Source organism: Pseudomonadota bacterium (assembly GCA_022361155.1).
Lineage (GTDB): Bacteria > Myxococcota_A > Polyangia > Polyangiales > JAKSBK01 > JAKSBK01.
This window is the reverse complement of sequence record JAKSBK010000472.1, coordinates 1-16904: the sequence shown is the minus strand read 5'-3', so window position 1 is coordinate 16904 and position 16904 is coordinate 1. Positions and strand designations below refer to the sequence as shown.

The window sequence follows — 16904 nt, the reverse complement described above, 5'->3', positions numbered from 1 at the left end:
GCTGTTGAACGAAGCCGCTCCGCGGCGGGGGTCTCGATCGCAGGCGAGGACCTGAGCTGAAAGCGTAGTTCCCGAAGGGTGGCCGACCTGCTGGTGTGCAGCAGAGACGGCAACCTCCTTGGAAAGCGGTGTAGCCGCACCGCCAACCAAGGAGGTCCCCAATGGGTCAATTACGCAATCGAATGATGCACGATCTGGAGCTGGCAGGCTACGTCCCGAAGACCCGGCTCATCTACCTCAACTCGATCCGGGATTTCGCGAAGCGTTTCCGCCGCGGCCCGAGCGAGATGGGCGCCGACGAAGTGCGAGCGTGGGTCGATCACATTCGCGAAACCGGGGTCAGCCCGCAGCGCATCCGCCAGCACATGGCGGCACTCAAGTTCCTGTACACCAAGACGCTGTACAGGCCGGAGGCGGTGTCCTTCTTGTCATGGCCATCGGACCCACCGAAGCTTCCGGCGGTACTTGCAGCCGAAGAGGTCGAGCGATTGCTCGCCGCGCTCGAGCGCCCGAAGTACCGCGTGTTCTTCACGACGGTGTACGCGGCGGGGCTGCGTGTGCTCGAGGCGGCCCGCCTTCGCACCGACGACATTGACGCGGCTCGCGGGGTCATCCACATCCGCGTGGCGAAGGGAAAGAAGGAGCGGTACGTGATGCTCAGTCCACGGCTGTTGAGGATCTTGCGAGCGTACTGGTCGCTCGAGCGCCCGACGCCTCCGTGGCTGTTCGAATCGTCCCGCGGGGGCCGACACCTCAACTCGCAGACGGCGCGCAGCGCACTCAAGCTCGCCGCCGCCAAGGCCGGACTCGGCAAGAAGGTCACGCCGCACGTGCTCAGGCACAGCTTTGCCACGCATCTGCTCGATCGCGGCACCGAGCTTCGGGTGATCCAGGTGCTGCTCGGTCACGGTACGATCAAGTCCACGACACGCTACGCCCGCGTGTCTACGGAGCGCATCGCGAAAACGCAAAGCCCGCTCGACCACCTCCAGACGGGCTGAGCGGACGTGGCTCACCGTCCGGCATCCGCCGGGCGGCCACGCTTCGACATCGCCGACATCGTGCGACAGCATCGGCCCGCGCTCGAGGCCGAGGTGCCTTTGACGCTCGCGCAGCGAAAAGTGCTCTCGGCCATGGCGCTGTGCCGGACCGCTATGCTCGGTGGGCACGTCGACGTGTGCCGCTCGTGCGGATTCGAGCGCCCCGCCTACAAATCCTGCCGCAACCGACACTGCCCCAAGTGCCAGGCCCTGCGGCAGGAGAAGTGGATCGCTGCGCGCACCGAGCGACTCCTTCCCGTGCGCCATTTCCACGTCGTTTTCACGCTGCCGAGCGAGCTTCGCGGCCTTGGCAAGTGCTATCCACGCGAAATCTTCGGCGCCTTGTTTGAGGCGGCAAGCCAGACACTGCTCGAGCTCGGCAGCTCGCGTCTCGGCGCGCGTCTCGGCATCACTATGGTCCTGCACACTTGGGCGCGCGACCTTCGCTTTCATCCCCACGTGCATGCGCTCGTCACTGCCGGTGGCCTCCACCAAGACGGCGCGGGCTGGGTGCCGAGCCGCAGCAACTACTTGTTTCCGGTGCAGGTCATGGGGGCTCTGTTTCGCGGCAAGATGATGGCCGTCCTGCAGAAGCTGCATGCCCAGGGTCTCTTCGTCCGCTTCGATGACTTCGCCGACCCCGAGGCCTTCGACCGGCTCATGGGCAAGCTCGCCCAAACCGCGTGGCTGGTCTACGCCAAGACGCCCTTCCGCCGTGTTGACCACGTCCTCAACTACCTCGGCCGCTACACCCATCGGGTGGCCATCTCCAACAGCCGCCTCGTGGACGTGCGCCAGGAGCTCGTCACGTTTCGCACGAACAATGGCAAGCTCGCGAGCCTTTCCCCTGTCGAGTTTCTCCGCCGCTTCCTGCAGCACGTCCTTCCTGACGGCTTCCACAAGATTCGCCACTACGGCCTGTACGCCGGCGCCGCCGAGATGGCACGACACAACGCCCACCGAGCACTCGCCCCCGACGCATCGACCGCGACGGGCGTCCTCACCGGCGAAGCCTCATGGGCCGACAAGCTCCGCGAGCTCACCGGCCGCGATGTTGCGCGATGCCCTCGATGTGGCGACGTCCTGCTTTTTCGATCCGTCCCCGCAACACTCGGTCGCGCTCCACCGGTGGCGATGGAGTTCGCTGCATGAATGAATCCACTTCTCCTCTTCGCGACCGACCCCGTCGCTTGGACCGGTCCGTCTATCCGACACGATCCCCCTTGCCGACACGCCGATCGGCTTCAATACGCTCGCGCACTTCCCCGGCGCGCGCGAGCTCGTCTCCTCTACTCGCAACCTCGTCCCTCTGCTCGGGCCTCCTAGCCAGACTCGGCACCCCGCTCCTCGCGCTGCCGTTCGGCAAATGCCCATAGCCTGACTGACCACGCCTCGGCGCCCGCCGCTCCGGGCTTGTTCAACACGGCGTTTCTCCGGCGGACCTGAAAGCCGCCTGCCGAAGCTTCAGGTCTGCTCGGCGTCGTCGCCGGAGAAACGCTCATCGTTAAAAGGTGGGCCCCCACGGTTGGTGGGGGCCCATGGTTGGCTCCCCACTTGCGAGCTTGTTGCCAACCTGTACCACAGGGCCCCCGGCAAGGCACGGAAATCATGCGATCCCGCGGGGTTGGGCCCGGCGAGCGTGAACAGGTGGAGGCCATCCGCGGGACACCCCGACTCGGGGCCGTGTCCGGGGCGTGGTGGGCCTGAAGAGCCGGGGTTGGGTCTGGGGCCGGGTCGTGGGTGGTGGCCGGCGTGGGGCGAACGTGGGCCGACGGCGGGCTCTCCGATCTACGCGCCAACGCTCCCACTCATGCGGCTGTAGACGTTCGTTGATCGGCAGGGCTGTAGCACCGAAGATGGACACGTGGAGTACGTTGACCACGATATCGTTCGCGTTTGGCGGACGGCTGACGGAGGCCGCGGATCGTCGGACCTCCTGGTCGTGCTGTATCGTGGGGACGACGTCGAGGTCATGGAGCGCACGGCCTCTGCCGTGCACGTCCGACTCGGCGTCGGCCGTGAAGGCTGGGTACGCGGCCAGCTGAGGACCACCAAGAAGCCACCGCTGGCCTGCGCGTTCATCGACGTCGGTCAAGGCGACGCCTGTCTGATCACCACTCCTGAAGGGCACAAGGTCCTCGTTGACGGCGGCGAGAACAAGCTCGCCGCACGCTATTTGGCCGCACGCTACCGAGACGAGACGGCCGCTGGGCGCGACGTTCACTTCGACGCGATCGTCGTCACCCACGGCGATGCGGACCACTTCGAGGGGCTCAGCACACTGGTGCTGGACGCGGCTAACGAGACTCGCGACGGGAAACGCATCCGCGTCACGGCTGGCCGCGTCTTTCACAATGGCCTTGTGAAGCGGCGCTCATCCCTTCCGGAGCGAGAGATGTTGGGCCCTCCCGTGGAGGTTGAGGGAGAGCCACACGCGCCCGTTGTCGATGACCCGAGGACGGTCGCCCATGCCAACCGTCCGTTCCTGAGGTGGCATACGGCTCTCGATGAGCTCGCGAGACGGGGCTCACTCGAAGTCGCCCGGCTTGATCGTGAACTCGGTGGCCAATTCGATTTTCTTGGTGACGTGAAGGTCGACGTCCTGGGGCCCCGCGCCTTGGTTCAGGACGACGGAGCCTCCCTGTTGCCGCTGCTCAGTCAGACAGAGGGTGGGCGTGCGGTCTCTGCGGCACGGACCATCAATGGCCATTCGGTCGTGCTGCGCGTCGCGTACGGCAACGTCAGCGTCCTGCTTACCGGCGACCTCAATGCCGAGATACAGGAGCAGCTGGTTGACGCCGGACTTGCGCTGCGTTCAGACGTGGTGAAGGTTCCACACCACGGTTCGGACGACGTGAGCCGTCGCTTCGTCGACGAGGTTGCGCCGCTCGTGTCCGTCATCTCGGCTGGCGACGAGGATGCCCGCCGCGACTACCTCCACCCGAGGGCGAATCTCCTGGCGATGCTCGGTCAGGCGCGCCGAGGTGCGGAGCCCGTCGTGTTCGTCACCAACCTCTCCGCGTTTGACCGTTGGGCTGGAGAGGCGTTCTACGCGATCAAGGACGGCGACGGCTGGAAGCCGGATATCGAACGCGGCACCTTCTATGCCCGAGAGCGAACGGCGTACGGGATAATCCATGTACGGACGAACGGCGAGCGGCTCCTCGTGGTCCGACGAGGAGCCCGGAAGGATCGCTACGAGGCGTACGCCTACACGGTCGCATCGGACGGCAGCGCGACCTCTGTCGCGATTGATTCGGTGTAGCGCCCGACTGCGTCCGCACCTTCAAGCTGGATGGCCCGGGCCAGTCCGCCGGCAGGAAACACGTTGAACGACCAGTCCACACGATCGTCTTTGCTGGCTGGCGCGACGATTACCAACAGCGGAGATGTCGTCAGGTAGTCCGGGTCCTCCGCGATTTCCACGAAGGACGCTGTGTCTCTCGTGCTTGGCGTCGCGCTCGAGCCGGGATGGCTGTGCCACTCTCCGACGTAGTCGACGCCCGCACCCAGCTCGGCGACCGTTCGTTCTAGGTAGGCCTGGCAGTACTCCCCGTCGCGCTCGAACCGCGAGGGCTCACTGATGGCCTTGGGTCCCGCATCGCTCACCGCCAGCACCTCGACCACGTGGCCGCGGCGGCGGCCGATCAGTATGCCGCCGGTCTCGTTGGGCGCATGTTCGCGCGCTTGCCTGGTCATCTCGCCACGGAGCTCTTCGCGAAGGTGGACGCGTTCCGGGAGTCCCACTCCACAGACCCCGCACTTGGGATGCGGAGCAAGCGCGGTCGAGCGACTCGAGAAGGGCGTCTGCAGACCAGCGAGCTCTGGGATGCCCTCCGAGGTCCAGACCCACTGGTTGAGATCCGTCGGGTCGACAAGGTCGTGCAGGAGGGTGCGTACTCCCAGCCCCGCTACTACGGCCAGATCTGCCGCGCTTGCGGCAAGCACGGGCTGCCCGCATTCACGGGCAATCACCTCGTCGGCCTGAGGCGGGATCGCGATCGCCTGCTCGTTGCGCTCGGCGTGGTAGTGGCCGAGGCACTCGAGGCACGCGTCGGCTCCTGGGCGCACACGAACGAGTCGTCCCGTGGAGCCAGAACGAAGCGCACGCAGATAATAGACGGTCATCTCACGGGCGGTCGCCATGCGATTCAGCGCGAGTTCGACAGCGTCGTCGGCAATGGTGCTGACCAAGCAGCTTGCTTGCCACGCTGGATCATCCTCCGGCAGCTTGAGCACGTCTTCGAAGGCGCACGTGATGTCGCAGTGCGGGTTGTGGGCGTTCACGTTCGCGGCGACAACGAGGGCCTTGGGCATGCCTGCGGAGCCAACCCCTGCGAGATGACGAACGGCGTTGTGAGCGTTGAGCAGCGCCGGATCGATGACTCGCAGCCGCCCGACACCTGCTTTCGCGAGAAGGTCCGCGGTCGTCGAGCCAAGGGCACCGGCGCCAGCGAGCCCGAACGAGAGGTCCTGCACGCCGGTTGGGATTCTCGCCTTGTTCCGGACGGTCAACGATGGCTGCCGAAGATCCTGGGAGCGCAGAATGCCGATCGTTGCGCCATCGAACATATCCTTGCCAGCAAAGTCGAGCAGTTGCCCGGCGTGCCCGTCCACCTTGACCTTTGGCAGGCTGGACTCACGGATCGGTATCCGGAGAAACAACCACTCACTTCCTGTGCCTGCGCGGTCCGGAAAGCACAGCGGAACATGGACGGCGTTGCGGCTGGCGAGATCGGACGCCAGCTCGCCTTTCAGCCTCCCGACAGCATCGTCGCCGTCCGGAAAGATCAGGCGCGCAAGCTCCTCGATCGTGCGAACCGGTGGCGGCTCCTGCTCGAGTCGCCACCACTTCACCTTGAGGACGTTGTCAGTGGTAGGAGGGGTCGCGGACCAGAACTCGGGTGACCGATCGAGGCCTACGCGATCGAGAGTCCGTTCATCGTTGCGCCAGCTGTCGCTGCCTCGAACGTGGGTCACCGCATGCAGCGGGTAGCGCTCACCGCGGCGAAACGCCGGAAAGAAGGCCAGGATGAACTCGCCGCTGGCTCCCAGGTCGTCGAACAGCATGGGCCCGAGGAGCACGTCCCCCAGGCGGTTGTAGTGGGCCTCGAGTTCAGACTCGAGCGTGTCGAGGCCTTTGGGTAGCACGCCGCGCATCGCGTGGGGGAGCCAGGTACGTGCGCGTCGCAACGCGGCGACGCCCGTGATGTACGCGTGTGGGTTGTCTTGCGGCTCCCGTTCGAACAGACAGATGGATCCGTTTGCCATCTGGTGGCGCGCGGAGAAGAACCTCGGCGTAGAGGCAGTCGCACCGCCGTCATTCGCTGCAACGAGCGGGATGATGTCAGGACGTGCGTAGGGGAACGCGTCCGGATACTCGAGCGATAGGACCACGTTGTCGTTCGTCTTTCCGCGAGCGATGACCAGGGTCCCCTGGAACACGAGTTTGCCCTTGGCGAGCGCCCCCTCGTCCAGGCGCATCTCGGGGAACTCGCGGGTAATGGCATCGCACTCCCGTCGAAACAGCGCGGGCTGCCGGATGAACCAAGAGCTGTTCACCTGTCTCCCATCGGCCGACTGCGCTCGACACGACTGATCACAGCTGGCGCCGCCTTCTTGGTGCCCGAGCCTCCTCCACCGTCCCCATCATCGTCGTCGTCGCCGAAACCAAATGTCTCCGCCAGTTTCCCGCGATCGTCGCTAAGCGTGTAGGAGCCGTCCGAGTACGCATCGATGAAGAACGACCAGGCTCTCGAACCCATGTGGTGGACGTAGTCCTTGCCTACGGCCTTCGTATAGCGCTTCACGGCGTCATCATCCGGATGGTCGTGCTTGCTGTCCTTCTTGTCGGGCGCCGAGATGATCACGCGCTCGGGCGCGATGGTTTTTATGTGCTCCTCGTAGGGCTCTGGATCGTCTGCTCGGTCCTTGAAGAAGGTGTAGGAGCCGTGGTGAGACGCGCTCAGGACGTGCGCACTGATGCGGTTGTCTTCCGGCTTCCCGTGGTACCCGGTGATGCGCGTCCACGCCCGCTTGTCCGAGTCGCCAGTGATCATGATTCGGGTCTTGCTGTCCCCGTCGCCGTACGCGATGCGAACGACTCCGCATTGGTCGTGAATGCGAGCGTCGCGTTGCTCGGGCGTCTCGTCCTCGATCTCATCGACGATGTACTGCGCTGGTGAAAGGACGTGGACCTCTCCAGAGCCCCAGTCGTAGGGGGTGCGACTTCCTTCAAGCCGGATCTCTTGGCCGCGGCGCCCTGCTACCTCCTTGATCAGCTTGTCCAGCTCGCCGTACGGTCCCTTATGCGCGGAGCTCGGCTTGTGTCCGCTGTGCCAGACGGCGCCGACATGGACCGCCTCGCGAATCTCATCCAGCCCACCGAGGTGGTCGCTGTGGGGATGGGTGTTCAGAAAGACGTCGAGCACAGGCTTGCCATCGGAGTTCTTGGGCAACACCTCGCCGAGGAACTTCGGGAGATTGACCCCGCCGAGCGATTCGGCGCGGTTGCAGTCGATCAGCATTGAGAGATGGTGCCCGTTGCCGTCGGGCATCAGAACGAGCGTGGACTCACCCTGACCGACGTAGAGGAACACTACACGCATGGTGTCCGAATCGAGTGGTCCTAGGATGTCTTCCGTCTCGCTCATGGTACGTCCTCCGTGCACTCGGCGATCTCAGCGCCGCCGCCGAGCCGAGTGCGGTTGTCTGCTTCCTGTGACTGCCGCCGGCGTGTCCCCCAGATCGAACGAGCCATCCTCCTCGGCGTACTGGGCCCAGCGCCGCACGTACTGCTCCTGCGGGAGCAGCAGCAGGTCGTCGGTTTCGCCTGCTCCACCCGCATCGAGGCCGACCCCGAGGGAGACGCCGCCGAGGTCGGTCAGGACGTAGCGGTTGTGGAGGCGGTCGCCTCCGGCGCGCTGGGTCCAGCGGCGGAACTCGACCGTGATGCCCGGCGGCAGCCGTGAGGCCATCTTGGCGGATTCTCCCTCGAAGAAGTCGCGGGTGGACTTCGACAGGCAATGGACGCGCATGAGCTCCGGGCCGACACCGTTGGATGCGAGCACATCCATCAAGGCTTCCAGCACACGCCGGTGCCGGGCGTTCTCCGGGCCGAAGTGCGGGTCGACGAGGTGGAGCACGCGGCAGTTGACGAGCATGGCGGTAAGGGCCGCCGCGAGTCCCTCGGGGGTGCGCTGCGCGGTGGCGCCAGCGGACTGCGCCCAGCGAGCATCGGCCGGGTCGAGGTCGTTGCCGAGCAGGACGGCGCCGTGTTTGCGTGGGTTCTGCGTCGCGAGGATGCCGGCGAAGGGCTTGCGGTCGTACTCGCGCTCACCGTTCTCGAGCCAGGAGAGGACGCCGTCGTACATCGCATCGGTGCGGCGGCACTTGTGCTCGGCGAAGATGCGAAACAGCTCGGCGAGCCGCAACAGGTCTTGCTCGCTCAGCCCCAGGTCGTTCGCTGCCTGATGGACCGCGCGCTTCCACTTCGTGAACGAGGGCAGCTCGAGCATCGCGCGTGGCGTGCCGATGCCGAACTTGTCGTGGATGAAGCGGTACTCGGACCGCTTTCCCCACGTGGCGACGAGCGCGGGTTGCAGGGCGAACGCGTGGATCACAGCAGCTCTCCCATGCGCTCGGCGAAGAAGCCCTTCGGCCAGCGGTCTTTGAACTCGCCGAGCTGGTCGACGCGGAGACGGCGGATGTTCACGCCGTCCGGCGTGTTCTCGACGTAGATGACGCTGAGCTTGTCGGGTGAGAACTTCGGTGCATCATCGCCCAGCTCGCCTTCGGTCGTCTCGCGGATGCGGCGAAGTAGACGAAGGATGAGGTGCTCGCTGTGGGTCTCGATCAGGAAGGTTCGACGAGCGCCGTCTCGGGTGGCTGCGTCGATCAGCAGGTCGCCCAGACCCACCTGCATGGCTGGGTGCACGTGGATCTCGGGCTGTTCGACGAGCGCGAGACCAGCCTCGCGCCTGAGGGCGGCCACCACCACGGGGATGACCTGGGACACACCGGCGCCGACTTCGGAGGGCAACACGAGAGAGCCCGCTCCGGTGTCGAGGAGTAACCGGCGGGCGGTCTTGTCGACGTGACCGTCGGTGAGCTCTTCGGCAGAGGCTGCGCTGTCGTAGAGTTGCTGAACGACGATCTGGCAGCCGGCGCCCAGGCGGGTCAGCCACTTGTTGGTGTCTTCCACGAGGGTGGAGCGGTCCGCGAGCAGGAGGTCCCACGCGGCAAGACCGTCGGCCCAGCTCGTGATGCGACCCACGCGCTCGTAGAGAAAGCCCCGGGGCGGCAGGGCCCGCAGCGGGCCGATGTAGAGCGCGTCTCGCAGGGCTTCGGCGAGCTGGGACACGGTACCCAGGACGACCATCTCCAGAAAGGTCCTCACCTGCGCGACGGTGGTGGCGACATCCGCGTCCTCGTCGCCGAAGGGAATGACTCGCAGAGGCTCGCCGAGCGGTGGCAGAGCCGACATGCGCGAACGCGAGACCGCGAACACGGGCAGCGAGCGGCCGTCGCCGAAGCCCGAGCCGTCACCCAAGCCAGCGCCTGCGCCGAATCCTCCGCCGTAGCCGTCGCCCTCCTCTGCGCCGGCGGCTGACGACGAACGGCTGCGCTCCTTCGGCCCTGACCGGGAGCCTGACGTGCTGTGTGTACGGGCCCCGCTGCCGGAGCGAGACACCGAGCCGTCGTCGCGCACGGGGGCTTCGGGGACCGCAATTTGCTCCCACGCCTCGGTCAGGTCCGCTGGGGCGTGTTGGGCAGTGAGCGGATGCTTGGAGCCGTCGGCCTCGGTGACCATCGCTCCCTCGAGCTCGCGGGTCTCGGTGGCGAGCAAGGGATGGCCCAGGTTCACGCGGACGTTGAGGGGCTCGCCCTCTCGCAGCGAGGCGCCGAGCTCGAGCCAGACCAGGGGCTCCGAATCGCCGGCGACGCCGATGACCGCCCGCTCCACGACGGCGCCGGTTAAGGCGGCGGTCGTTCGGTGGCGAATGGTTAGCTCCAGCCACGCGGCCTCGATGTCGTCGTCGAGGTCAGGGAACGGGAAGTCGGGAAGCTCTCGGCCGAGCCGATCGAGTCCGCCGGCGGTAGCGAACTCGGCGCGCAGCACGACGGCACGGGTCATCTCGTGGCGATGTACCAGCCGGGCGAAACCGCCGAGCTCGAGCACGGTGCCGCCGAGCTCCGTGCGGTCGACGTCCGCGATGCCGCGCTCCAGCACTTCGTGCAGGTAGAGCAAGGCCTGGAGCACGGTGCTCTTGCCGGCACTGTTGGCGCCGAAAAGCAGAGTTAGCGCGCCGAAGTCGATGCGCTGCCGCCCGGCGATGCCCTTGAAGTTCTCGAGCTCAAGGCGGTGGATCATGACGCTGTCCTCGCCTTCGTCGATGCTGTGGACGCCCCCGTCCCTGGTGCACCAAGTTTGCCCGAAAACGCTCGTCCTACCAGCGACCCGAAAAGGTCCTCGCTCTCGCTTCTCGCGGCTTCCTGGTTCTCCAAACTGTCGCGGAGGCGCTTCGTAAACGCGCCAAAGGCTCGCTGTATCTCGATGGGCGGGAGGCGAACGACCAGCGACTTGATGAGCCCCAGATTGAGCCCACTCATGATCGCTCCACGATTCGCTTGGTGAATCTGGGCGAGGATGGCGGGGTGTCGATGAATTGCCTGAGCGACGAACTCTGGCTCCGCAACATCTCGATTCAGGGTGATGGTGGCCAGGTGCTTGGTCGTGATTGCGAGCGGGATATCGGCAGGCACGACGGCCGACCTCCCAGTCGTTCCCATAATGGTCACGATGACGTCGTGAGGGCGCACCGTGTACCGGGTCAGCCGTTCGTACTTCTTCTGGGTGATGAAGCGTCGTTCTCCCCAAGCGAACCGGTTCTGCACCGCATTGTCGATTCCGAGGACGGCGACTCCTTCATCCACGAACTCCGAGTGTTTCAGGTCACTGCCAAACGGCCCCGTGCGCATGGAGCCCTTCTCAGGCACTGCGAGGCTCTCGAACGACGCCTCGGGCCATGTGTCGTAGGTCTTGGCGCATGGCCCCACCATCTCCAGGAACGCCGAGCGGAGCAGGTCTTCGGTGAGGGCGATGGCTTCCTTGCGCTTGCGGCGAATGGCATCGGCCTTGTCGAGGATCTCGGCGATGCGGCGCTGCTCGGGGAGCGGCGGCAGCCGGAACTCGAACGACAACAGCGCGGGCCTATTCAGCTTCGGAATGTTGGTTCGACTGGAGTGTTTGGCGGCAAACGATAGAAACTGGTCATGCCGCAGGAGGTACGCGAGGAAGCGACGGTGCATCCGCTCTGGGTGCGGTCGGAGGGGATACATGTCCGCGCTGCAGATGCCCTCGAAATCTGGCAGTGCAACCTTGTTCAGCGCTGGACGAATCTTGGAGTACAGCACATCGTCCGGTCCGAAGACGTACTTGCCGCTGATGAGGTTGAGCTCGCGCGCGGTACGAAGATTGAAGAGCTCGCCGGTCCCCGACTTAATGTTGTCGCCTCCAACGTGTGGCATGTCACAGTACGGTTCTTCTCTCGGGTCGATCTGTCCCGATGCCACATCGATCACGTCGCCGAGTTGGACCAGCGCCGTCACAGCATCCCCTCCAGCTGGCTCAAGTCCTTCGCGATCTCGGCCTCGATCTTCCTGAGCCTCGCAATGATCTTCTTCGGCGGGTCGTAGGTGATCTCTTCGTGATTGGCCTCCTTGTACCGGTTGATGGAGAGGTCGAAGCCCTTTGCCGCGATCTCCTTCACCGGCACCATGAAGTGCTTGGCGGTACGGTCCGCATCCTTCTTCGCGCTCCGCTTGCGCCAGCGCGCGAGAGCATCGGGCAGGTCGTTGTCTTTGATCGGGTCGCGCTTGTCGTCGAGCGAGTAACCGTCGGCCTCCAAGTCGTAGAAGAAGACGTGGTCGGTCTTGCCGCCCCGCGTGAACACGAGGATGGCCGTCGACACCCCGGCGTACGGCTTGAACACACCCGAGGGCAGCGAGATGACCGCCTCGAGCTGGTTGTCCTTGACGAGCATCTTGCGCAGCGCCTTGTGGGCCTTCGACGAGCCGAAGAGCACGCCGTCCGGCACGATGGTGGCGCTGCGGCCACCGTTCTTCAGCATGCGCAAGATGAGCGCGACGAACAGTAGCTCGGTCTTCTTTGTCTTCACTGACTGCGTCAGCGTCGGGTGGACGTCGCCCGCGTCGAGACTGCCCTTGAACGGCGGATTGGCGAGAACTACGTCGAATCCAGCCGTCGCCTGGGTCGGAAACTTCTCCGGGAACGAGTTGGAGAGCGTGTCCTGGTAGTGGATGTCGGGGTTGTCGACGCCGTGGAGCATCAGGTTCATCGACGCGATGCGCAGCATCGTCGAGTCGAAGTCGAAGCCGTGGAACATCCCATTCTGGATGTGCTTGCGGTAGGGCTCGAGCTGATCGCCGGTGTAGATGGTCTCGCCGTTCTCGCCCTTGAGCTTGCCCTTGGCCGAGGTGTGGGTTTCGAGCAGGTACTGCATCACGCCGACGAGGAAGCCTGCGGTGCCGCACGCCGGGTCGCCGATGGTCTCGGTCGGCTTGGGTTCCAGCATCTCCACCATGAAGCGGATGATGTGGCGGGGCGTGCGAAACTGTCCGTTGATGCCCGCCGTGGTCAGCTTGCTGAGCAGGTACTCGTAGAGGTCGCCCTTGGCGTCGCCCTCGGTGATCGGCAGCTTGTCGATCATGTTCACGGCGGAGACGAGCAGGCTCGGCTTCTGCACCATGAGCTGTGCGTCCGCCATGTACTCAGCGAAGGTCGTGCCGCCGTTGAGCTTGCGGAAGTGGGGGAACACCTCGTCCCGCACGACCTGGAGCATCCCCTTGGTGCCCTTCTTGAGGTCAGCATCGGTGACGGTCGCCGGCAGCTGCTTGAAGTTCTTCCAGCGGCGTGGGTCGTTGGGTCCGTCGAAGCGCCCCTTGAACGGCTTCTTGGTGCGTGCGGCCCGTCGCTCGCCGGTGGTCTCCATTACGTCGAGCAGACGTGCAAACATCAGGAACGAGATCTGCTCGATGACGGTCAGGGGGTTGGTGATGCCGCCGGTCCAGAACTCGGTCCACAGCTTGTCGATGTCGCTCTTCTGTTGGGTAGTGAGGGTGCTCATGAATTCTGACTCGCGGCAGGGCGCTCGCTGGGCGTCGCCCTCTTGGGTTCGAATGCGCTGAGAATGGCCAGCAGCTCGTCGACCGTCCCGGCCTCCGGGAAGATGCCGTCGACACTCTCGGCATGAAGGGTGGTGAACGGAGGCTCGTAGAGACGCTCGATCTCGATGCCGCCATTCTGGGCAATGTGATTCTGGAGCAGCTGCAGGAAGCGGAGCTGCTGAGACGAGAGCCGCGGATGCTTGTGAACGAAGGCGGTGAAGGCCTCCTCTACGGCGGCCGGGTCGAGACCGACGAGGCCGCGGAACACCGTCAGGAGCGTCCGCCGAGTCGCCGGGTCGTGGCCGGTGAGGTGCTTGATGTTGGCCTTGTCGTCGACCTCGAGCACCAGCCGCGCCAGCTCTTCGAGCTCTTCGTCGCGCACGGCCTTGCCGGCGCGGATGCGCTGCAGGGTTTCGTTCGCGGCAAAGTGATCCCGCAGCACTGACTCCACGCGGCGCCGGTACTCGACCAGGTCGAGCCCTTCGAGGCGCGGAATGTAGGTCTCGCCCGAGAAGTTGGCGTCCGTGACGTCAAAGACCTGTGGGGCAACCCGCGTCTTCGGTGGGTGCTGCTGGTACTTCATGATCCCGCGCAGCTCTCGACGAATGCCCTCGAGGTGATGAACCTGGACCGAAGCCCAGAAGTCTCTGCTACGCACCTGCTTGATCGAGTCGGCCTTGGCCTTGACGGGGTTCTGGTTCTTGGCGAGAAGCTCGACGGCCTCCTCCACGCGAGCCCGAAGGTCCTGGACCTTGGGAGCGTTCGGTCCGCCCTTCAGCAGTTCTACTTGCAGACGGGTGATCAGCAGGTCGAAGCGGTAGGCATCCTCGTCACCGCGGATGCTCCGTAGGTGCTGGAGCGGCGCGACGATGGAGAGCAGGTCCGCCTGCGTCGCCGCGGCGAAGTGGTGGATGCGGTCGCCGTCCGAGAGCATCTCGAGCTCCCGCCAGCGGTCGCGCACGTCGATGCTGTTGGTGTCCTTGACCGCCCGGACATCGCCCAAAATGAGCGATGAGGCCAGTTCGAACTCAGGCTGCTCCATCTTGTCGATGGCGGTCTGCGCTAGCTCGACCCGCGACTCGAAGAGGTGCTGCAGCAGCGACTTCTGCACCGAAGGCTGCTGCTCCTTGTACTTCTCGTCGAAGAACCAGAAGTTGGACCAGAAGTCGAAGATGAGGAACTCGGTCTTGTGCTTGCCGGCGCCGAAGAGGTCCTCACACAGACGCGTGCCGCGGCCGATCATCTGCCAGAACTTCACGTACGACTTGACCGGCTTGGCGAAGACCAGGTTGACGACGTCGGGCACGTCGATGCCGGTGTCGAGCATGTCTACCGAGATGGCGATGGTGAGCTCGTTGCCAGGGTTCTTGAAGTCATCGATGAGCTGCTCGGCCTTGGGCTCCTGGTTGTCGATGACGCGACAGAAGGTCGAACCGTATTGCGGGTACATCTCCGCGAAGACGTCAGCCATGTGCACGGCGTGGAGGTGGCTGCGCGCGAAGACAATGGTCTTGCCGACGTGACTGCCCGTCGACTCGCGGATGCCTTCCTCCATCAGGCTGCGCCAGATGAAGCGGGTCGTGTCGCGGTTGAAGACGTACTTGTCTAGCTGCTCGGCGTTGTAGTCGACCTGCTCCGCGGCGGGGTCCTGGTCCTCGAGCTCCTCGCGTTGCTCCGCGCTCATCTGGGCGTAGCGAATGCCCTGCTCTCGGAACTGGCTGCTGAAGGAGCGCACCCGGAACGGCACGAGGAAGGCCGGCGTCGAGTTGATCGCGTCTTCGAAGCTGAAGTGCGAGGTGGGGTCGCGATCCTCACAGTTGAACAGCTCGTAGGTGTTCCGCTCGATGAACCGCACGGGCGTGGCGGTGAGACCGACCTCCAGGGCATCGAAGTACTGGAAGAGTGCCCGGAACTTCTTGTAGATGCTGCGGTGGGACTCGTCGGCGATGATCAGATCGAAGAAGCCGACGTCGAAGTCCTCGTAGCACTTCATCATGGCCGGGTAGGTCGCGAGGTAGATGCGCTTGTCCCGGTCGTTGGCCGTCGTGCGGTCCACGATGACGCGCGGCTCGCCCGGCATGAACTCCTTGAAGACGCGGTCGGCTTGCTTGCGGAGCTCGCGACGGTCGCAGAGGAAGAGGATGCGCTTGACCCAGCCCGCGCGCATCAGCACGTCGCAAAGCGAGATGGCGACGCGCGTCTTGCCGGTGCCCGTCGCCTGCACGAGCAGCGCCTTGCGGAAATTGTCGGTGAAGCGCTCCGAGACACGCTTGACCGCCTCGAGCTGGTACATGCGCCCGGCGATGTCCAGGTTCGGATCGACGTGTGCCAGGGCCTTCTTGTTGACCCGCTGGTGGGTGAGGTAATCGAGGCTGTCCTTGGAGTAGAAGCCGTAGACCTTGCGGTACGGGTAGCCCTGGGCGTCGTCCCAGAGGAAGATGTCGACGCCGTTGGTGAAGAAGATGACCGGACGCACGCCGGTCTCCTTCTCGAGGCAACCCGCGTACATGCGCGCCTGCTCGGCACCGACACGCGCGTCCTTGGCGGTCTTCTTGGCCTCGATCACGGCGAGCGGCTTGCCGTCGTCGCCGTAGAGGACGTAGTCCGCGAAGCCCTCGCCGGACTCCGTGGGCATCGTGGTGAGCTTGACTTCCTGGCGGACCTCGCTTGTGTCCTTGCCGCTCGCGCCCACGTCCCAACCGGCAGCGAGTAGCGCCTGATCGATGAGGCGATGCCGAGTGGTCTCCTCGTTGAACTCGAGGACGGACGCGACCTTCTGCCCCTCCTCCTTGAGTTCGTTCAGCTCCGTGGCGTGTTCGGTGGCGGCGCGCTCGGCCGCAAGGCGCTTGGCCTTCTCTTCTTCGAGCGAGGCGAGCACGGACTCGTATTTCGCTTCGGCTAGGCGCAGCTTCTCGAGCGCGGCCTTGGCCTTCCCGTTCCCATCGCCTTCGCGGGCTGGAGGGGTGTACTGCGGAGCGTCCTGCCGCTGGCCACCGTCTACCTGCACGTGGAACCAGCGAGCGATGTCGAAGAGCTGCGCGAGACAGTCGAGCGAGAGGTCGCTGGTGATCGGACGGCGTGGGTGAGCCGCACGGTTCCCCGACTTCCGGACAACATGCAACTTGTTCTGGACGACCTCGGGAACGGACTGGCGGAACGGCTCCGCGTTGAGTAGGTCGTTCAGGTTGTCCGAGTACGGAGGCAGCAGGCGATAGCGCTCGTAGATGGCGGCCACCACCTGCTCGACGAAGCTGCGCTGCTTGATGAGCGAGCTCGCCGGATCCGAGTAGGCATAGCGCTCCGCGAAACCGGCGAGATCGGCGAAGGGCGCGCGCTTCGGGCGCAGGAACTCGAAGTTCTGCGACTTCATGCGCTCTGTCTCCTTGCCGACCATGCCGGCTCCTTTTTCAATGACCGTGCCATCAGGTTTGGACCTCGTACTTTGCTAGCCAGTTCGTGAAGGTCTGGTAGCTGGACAGGCCCACCAGGTCGGCGGCCTTCGTCTTGTTTCCCTGCGCTTCGTCGAGCGCGCGGCTCAAGTAGCTCTGGGCAACTTCCTTGAGCAATTCCGGGAGGTTGAACCCGCCGCCCAAGGGTCGCCCGAGGATTTCGGACTTGGCGGATGACGACGCGGGCAGCAACGCTTCGCGGCTGTCTTCCGCGGTGATCGTGGCG

11 protein-coding genes are annotated in these 16904 nt (G+C 64.9%); 3 read left to right on the top strand and 8 right to left on the bottom strand.

Annotation, left to right across the window (positions count from 1 at the left end):
• Positions 1–161 precede the first annotated feature (161 nt).
• The 3 genes from MJD61_17870 (at position 162) to MJD61_17860 (ending at position 4305) form a co-directional block, all read left to right on the top strand.
• Complete coding sequence (locus tag MJD61_17870; protein MCG8557131.1) at positions 162–1001, top strand: site-specific integrase; 840 nt, start codon at positions 162–164, stop codon at positions 999–1001.
• 6 nt (positions 1002–1007) lie between these two features.
• Positions 1008–2192 carry an IS91 family transposase gene (locus tag MJD61_17865; GenBank protein ID MCG8557130.1) on the top strand — a complete coding sequence of 395 codons (1185 nt, stop codon included), beginning with the start codon at positions 1008–1010 and terminating at the stop codon, positions 2190–2192.
• Between the two features lie 712 nt (positions 2193–2904).
• The gene (locus tag MJD61_17860; protein MCG8557129.1) at positions 2905–4305 is read left to right on the top strand and encodes an MBL fold metallo-hydrolase; all 1401 of its coding nucleotides are present in this window, start codon (positions 2905–2907) and stop codon (positions 4303–4305) included.
• Here the strand turns inward: MJD61_17860 and MJD61_17855 are convergent.
• From MJD61_17855 to MJD61_17820, 8 genes are all read right to left on the bottom strand, one after another.
• Positions 4251–6602 carry a Mov34/MPN/PAD-1 family protein gene (locus tag MJD61_17855; protein MCG8557128.1) on the bottom strand — a complete coding sequence of 784 codons (2352 nt, stop codon included), beginning with the start codon at positions 6600–6602 and terminating at the stop codon, positions 4251–4253. The genes MJD61_17860 and MJD61_17855 overlap by 55 nt on opposite strands.
• A complete protein-coding gene (locus tag MJD61_17850; GenBank protein MCG8557127.1) occupies positions 6599–7693 on the bottom strand; it encodes an MBL fold metallo-hydrolase in 1095 nt (364 codons plus the stop codon). Before MJD61_17850 ends, MJD61_17855 begins: the two co-directional genes overlap by 4 nt.
• A gap of 27 nt (positions 7694–7720) precedes the next feature.
• Positions 7721–8662: a hypothetical protein gene (locus MJD61_17845; GenBank protein ID MCG8557126.1), complete on the bottom strand. Its 942-nt coding sequence runs from the start codon at positions 8660–8662 to the stop codon at positions 7721–7723.
• On the bottom strand, positions 8659–10413 hold the full coding sequence (locus tag MJD61_17840) for an AAA family ATPase (GenBank protein MCG8557125.1): 1755 nt from the start codon (positions 10411–10413) through the stop codon (positions 8659–8661). The genes MJD61_17845 and MJD61_17840 overlap by 4 nt, the downstream gene beginning before the upstream one ends.
• A complete protein-coding gene (locus tag MJD61_17835) occupies positions 10410–11651 on the bottom strand; it encodes a restriction endonuclease subunit S (protein ID MCG8557124.1) in 1242 nt (413 codons plus the stop codon). Before MJD61_17835 ends, MJD61_17840 begins: the two co-directional genes overlap by 4 nt.
• On the bottom strand, positions 11648–13189 hold the full coding sequence (locus MJD61_17830; protein ID MCG8557123.1) for a type I restriction-modification system subunit M: 1542 nt from the start codon (positions 13187–13189) through the stop codon (positions 11648–11650). Before MJD61_17830 ends, MJD61_17835 begins: the two co-directional genes overlap by 4 nt.
• A complete protein-coding gene (locus MJD61_17825) occupies positions 13186–16623 on the bottom strand; it encodes a DEAD/DEAH box helicase family protein (GenBank protein ID MCG8557122.1) in 3438 nt (1145 codons plus the stop codon). The genes MJD61_17830 and MJD61_17825 overlap by 4 nt, the downstream gene beginning before the upstream one ends.
• A 28-nt stretch (positions 16624–16651) precedes the next feature.
• A partial coding sequence (locus MJD61_17820; GenBank protein MCG8557121.1) for an AAA family ATPase occupies positions 16652–16904 on the bottom strand: 253 nt, incomplete at its 5' end.

Bases quoted from the DNA above. Each gene is read 5' to 3' on its own strand.
- MJD61_17870 (MCG8557131.1), top strand. From the start codon at position 162: ATGGGTCAATTACGCAATCGAATGATGCACGATCTGGAGCTGGCAGGC.
- MJD61_17850 (MCG8557127.1), bottom strand. From the start codon at position 7,693: ATGAGCGAGACGGAAGACATCCTAGGACCACTCGATTCGGACACCATG.
- MJD61_17840 (MCG8557125.1), bottom strand. From the start codon at position 10,413: ATGATCCACCGCCTTGAGCTCGAGAACTTCAAGGGCATCGCCGGGCGG.
- MJD61_17830 (MCG8557123.1), bottom strand. From the start codon at position 13,189: ATGAGCACCCTCACTACCCAACAGAAGAGCGACATCGACAAGCTGTGG.
- MJD61_17825 (MCG8557122.1), bottom strand. From the start codon at position 16,623: ATGGTCGGCAAGGAGACAGAGCGCATGAAGTCGCAGAACTTCGAGTTC.